Here is a 3,275-nt window from a genome sequence, read left to right as displayed (position 1 = left end):
CTCGCACTGGTGGCGGGGAAATTTTAACGATAAAATTGTGTTTTTCTAGAGCTTTTTGCAGCAGTAAAAAATCAGAATTCGCTGCCGATAAATTTTCTCCTCCAGCTAATTGCATCCCTAGAAAAACAGCAGCGATTGTGTAATAAATGCCCATCAGGTGATAGTTCATATTAAAGGGAGATCAAAATTAGCAAGAGGTTTAATGAAACCTCTTGCATAATTAATTTTTGAGGGTTCAAAAACGGTAAAAATAAGGATTAAATTGCATAAAATCCTTAAATAGACCATTTAATTGATTATTATTCATTCTTAATTCTCCTGACTACTGACTCCTGACCCCTGACTCCTAACCCTAACAACAATTTTTGATTTTTACAAGAGGTCTATTGATGAATCGAACCATCGGGGAGAATTGTTCCCGTTAAAATTGCTCCAGTTAATTTCACCATAATACGCTTACCAAAGCCAATTTTTGCCCCGCGTAAATCCGCCGCCGACAGATCTGCCCCGCTTAAATCCGCCCCGATGAGATTGGCTTCCTGTAAATTTGCGCCTTTAAGGTTAGCTTCGAGGAGATTGGCGCGAAAAAGATTAGCTTTGTGCAGATTAGCCTTTTCTAGGTTAACTTTGTGCAGGAAGCTATCGCTTAAGTCCGCATGGCTTAAATCTGCCCCGATGAGACTGCAACTAGAGAGATCTTTTTCTTTCAGGTTGGCTCCCTGTAAATCGGCTCCGTTTAAATCCCGATAGTGAGGGCGCCAGGCGGCATGATTGTGGACCTGATGGTTATTCTGGGAGTGGCTGTGTTGACTGTGGGTTTGTTGACTATGGGTTTTATGACTGTGGGTTTGGGAATTTTGGCCCGGTTGGCTAGGGTGAGGCTGATAGGGGGAAGCAGTTTTATAGGCGTGGGCGGGCTGTTTTTCAGTTTTAGGGGGGGAATTGGAGCGTTTAGGAGAATTTTGATGAATTTGCCGCAATTGTTCCCTAGCTTGGTTAATTTCTTGCAGTTTAGCGGTGGCTTTTTCCAAAAGACGCTGATTATCTTTGGGAATGCGATCGGGATGCCAAATAAACACCAAATCTTTGTAGGCCTGATTGATCTCGTCGAGAGATGCCCCATGATCTAACCCTAAAACTTTATAGTATCGCTCCAATTCTTTCATTATCGAAGTCCTAATACAAGGATAAAAGCATTAACGGCCACAATTTCTCTGAGTCTTGTCGGATTTTCTAGGAGAGGATTTCTTTTAGGATAATTTGACTCTGGGAGAGTTGCCATAAAATTTGAGAAAATGTCTGGTAATTAAAAAAATCTCGTTTTTCTATCCTGTTTTGATGCGTAAATGTATAGCACATAACAGCAAAATTAGCAAATTTTTGATACAGAACTTGATTTGTGCTGTTAGGGAAGTGGGGAAGTGGGGAAGTGGGGAAGTGGGGAAGTGGGGAAGTGGGGAAGTAGGGAAGTGGGGAACTGGGGAAATTGAACTAAAACCCCAAAACCCCAAGACTCCAAAACCCCAAGACCTAAAACCTATCTCCTGCCGACCGCCTCCCGACTGCTGTATGATAAAACTTGTCCCGATAGGATAAATCAAGGTCGTGAAATTTGGTCAGTGGTTGGGGTTTATCTGTTTAATAATGGCTCTCTATGTATTGTGGCAGATTCGACAGCTGTTATTATTGATTTTTATGGCGATCGTGTTTACCGTAGCCTTAAATAGATGTGTTAAAGGATTGCAGAGATTGGGGATTAAAAGGGGTTTGGCTATTTTAATCACCCTGCTGACGAGTCTAGGAATTGTGATTGTATTTTTTATAATTATTGTTCCCCCCTTTATCGAACAGTTTCAAAAATTAATTGAACTTTTACCGCAAGCTTGGGATTTAGTCCGCAATAACTCGATTCAATGGCGACAACAATTTCAATTTGATTGGTTGCCATCGCTGCCTAATTTAAGTGATTTAGTCCAGCAGTTACAACCCTTAGGAACCTTCGTTTTTAGTAACTTTTTTACCTTCTTTTCTAACTCGGTTGCGGCAATTTTGCAATTATTATTCGTGCTGGTGTTAGCAATGATGATGTTAGCCAACCCCCAACCCTATCGACAAGCTTTCTTAAAATTATTTCCTAACTTCTATCGTCGTCGCGCTGAGGAAATTCTTACCCTATCGGAAGCGGGTTTAGGTAATTGGTTGTTGGGAATTGCCATTAGTTCAACTATGGTAGGATTATTCAGTGGGTTCGGTCTTTTTGTTTTACAAATCAATCTAGTTCTCGTTCATGCTATCCTAGCAGGATTGCTCAATTTTATCCCTAATATCGGACCGACTGCTAGTGTGATTTTTCCCATTCTAATTGCTGTTATCGATGCACCTTGGAAAATTGTCGCTATTCTGATTCTCTATTTTATTATCCAAAATGTCGAAAGTTATTGGCTGACACCCACTGTCATGGCTAAACAGGTATCTTTACTACCGGCAATTACCCTAATTGCTCAAATTTTCTTTGCTCAAATGTTTGGCATCTTAGGTTTATTATTGGCTTTACCTTTGACAGTGGTAGTAAAGACATGGTTAGATGAATTATTATTCAAAGACATTTTAGATAAATGGGATCACGGTCATAACAAATCTTAAATAATCTCGGCAAAAGTCATGAAATTAATCATTCTTACTCTCGTTATTTTATCTAATTTTTTTGCTCCCCTCCCAGCTAAGTCTGAAACGGTTCTAGAAAAAATTAAACGCACGGGATTATTAGAAGTAGCTATGAGAGAAGATGCGATTCCCTTTGGCTATCGGGATAGTAATAATAATTTGCAGGGATTATGCTTAGATTTTATCCAATTGCTTAGAGAAGAACTCAAGCACAAATTAAACCTCCAGATCATCAGTGTCAAAATTTATAAATCCACTTTATTTAATCGCTTCCAGTTATTGGAAAATAAAACCGTTGATTTCGAGTGTGGTCCTAATAGTATCAGAAAAAATATACCTGATGGTGTCAGTTTTTCTCGTCCTTTTTTTGTCACAGGAACTCAGTTTTTAGTTCGGAGTGATAATCAGAAGAATTTTAATTTTTCTTCGTCCTTAGAAGGTATAAGTATTGGAGTTTTAAGAGATACCACCACTCAAGAATTATTAAGACAAAAATATCCTCTTGCTACCTATCAGGAATTTCAAGGAGTGACGGGAAGACTGCGAGGTATCCAAAGTTTAAGAAGGAATAGAATAGATGCTTTTGCTAGTGATGGGATTCTGCTAATTGG

4 protein-coding genes are annotated in these 3,275 nt (G+C 39.2%); 2 read left to right on the top strand and 2 right to left on the bottom strand.

The window, feature by feature from the left end:
• Positions 1 to 383: 383 nt before the first annotated feature.
• Together PX481_RS16405 and PX481_RS29780 are read right to left on the bottom strand one after the other, a co-directional pair.
• Positions 384 to 1,166, bottom strand: coding sequence for a pentapeptide repeat-containing protein (locus tag PX481_RS16405; RefSeq protein ID WP_002763083.1), 783 nt, complete (start codon positions 1,164 to 1,166; stop codon positions 384 to 386).
• A 159-nt stretch (positions 1,167 to 1,325) separates the two neighbouring features.
• A complete protein-coding gene (locus tag PX481_RS29780; protein WP_196219885.1) occupies positions 1,326 to 1,601 on the bottom strand; it encodes a hypothetical protein in 276 nt (91 codons plus the stop codon).
• Between the two features lie 4 nt (positions 1,602 to 1,605).
• On the opposite strand from PX481_RS29780, the gene PX481_RS16395 reads away from it, so the two are divergent.
• Entirely contained in the window at positions 1,606 to 2,643 is a 1,038-nt protein-coding gene (locus PX481_RS16395; RefSeq protein ID WP_288095026.1) for an AI-2E family transporter, read from the top strand.
• 18 nt (positions 2,644 to 2,661) lie between these two features.
• Positions 2,662 to 3,275 (top strand): amino acid ABC transporter substrate-binding protein (locus PX481_RS16390; protein WP_288095024.1); only part of this gene is annotated, 614 nt, incomplete at its 3' end.

It is taken from the genome of Microcystis sp. M53603_WE2, from assembly GCF_030065435.1.
Note: the sequence above shows the minus strand (reverse complement) of the source record. Positions and strands in the feature narration are given on the sequence as shown.

What these genes read in the sequence shown, in the direction of transcription:
- PX481_RS16405 (WP_002763083.1), bottom strand. Translation starts at nt 1,166, where the DNA reads ATGAAAGAATTGGAGCGATACTATAAAGTTTTAGGGTTAGATCATGGG.